This is a genomic window from Streptomyces sp. NPDC059534, assembly GCF_042743475.1.
GTDB lineage: Bacteria > Actinomycetota > Actinomycetes > Streptomycetales > Streptomycetaceae > Streptomyces.
On record NZ_JBHWAQ010000156.1, the window covers coordinates 1 to 1,038 of the forward strand.

Consider the following 1,038-nt stretch of genomic DNA (forward strand, 5'->3'; position numbering starts at 1 on the left):
ACGAGCTGGTGCGTGATTGCGGGTGAGCGTCCGTGCTGGTGGGTGGCATGATCCGGGCTGTGACGATCATGGCCAGTCGGACGGTTCTCGCGCATCGGTTGTTCACGGGTATCTCCCGTCAGCATCTTGCTTGTCTGGTAGCGGAGTTGGCCGGCCCGTGGCAGACCGGTGTCGAGGGCCGCCGCCATGAGGCACGTGGTGGGGCCAGGAGGCGGGCTGCGGGTGCCGGCGCCAGGCATCGGCTGGTATTCGTGGACCGGCTGGTGGTCACGCTGATCCATCTGCGGCACGACCTGCCGCACTCCGTCCTCGCTCTGCTGTTCGGTGTCGACCGTTCCACCGTCACCCGGGCCATCGGGGAGATACGGGCGCTTCTGGCCGAGCGGGGATGCGCCGTTCCCGACCGTCCTGGCCTGCGGCTTCGGACCCTGCCGGATGTGTTCGCCTATGCCCAGGCAGAAGGCGTCGAGCTGCGGCTGGACGCCACCGAGGTCCAGGTCCGCAGGCCCTTGGCCGGCCGGGGCGGACGCCGCGCATTCGTCTCGGGCAAGAAGAAGCAGAACACGATGAAGGCCACAGTCATCGCTGATCGCCAGGGCCGCACGCTCTGGACCGATGCCCTGCGGCCAGGGCGTATGCACGATGCGACCGCCGCACGCAACGAAGGCATCGGTGCCTGTTTCCAGCACTTCCCGGACGTGGAAGTGCTTCTGGACGACGGCTACCTCGGACTCCGTCGTGATCACCCCGGCCAGGCGATCACACCGCCCCGGAAAGGAAACAAGATCAGCCCGCCCGAGGTCCTCGAAGCCCGCCTACGAGCCCGACACCGGCACTCATCGAAGCGCATCACTGTCGAACACGCCCTCGCCGACCACAAACGCTGGAAGCAGCTGACCCGCTGGACTCACCGGCGCGAGAACCTGCCCGACACCTACCGGGCCATCGCCAGCCTCGTTTCCGACCGCAACACCACCGGCTGACACAAACCCCCAGCTCAGACCCCCACGTCTCCAACGCAATCACGCACCAGCTCGT

Annotated in this window: 1 protein-coding gene; it reads left to right on the forward strand. The window is 67.2% G+C overall.

Translation table 11 applies throughout. The features are described 5' to 3' along the window. Positions 1-68 precede the first annotated feature (68 nt). Complete coding sequence (locus ACFVZH_RS40460; RefSeq protein WP_384905658.1) at positions 69-983, forward strand: transposase family protein; 915 nt, start codon at positions 69-71, stop codon at positions 981-983. Positions 984-1,038 lie beyond the last annotated feature (55 nt).

What these genes read in the sequence shown, in the direction of transcription:
- ACFVZH_RS40460 (WP_384905658.1), top strand. Translation starts at nt 69, where the DNA reads ATGGCCAGTCGGACGGTTCTCGCGCATCGGTTGTTCACGGGTATCTCC.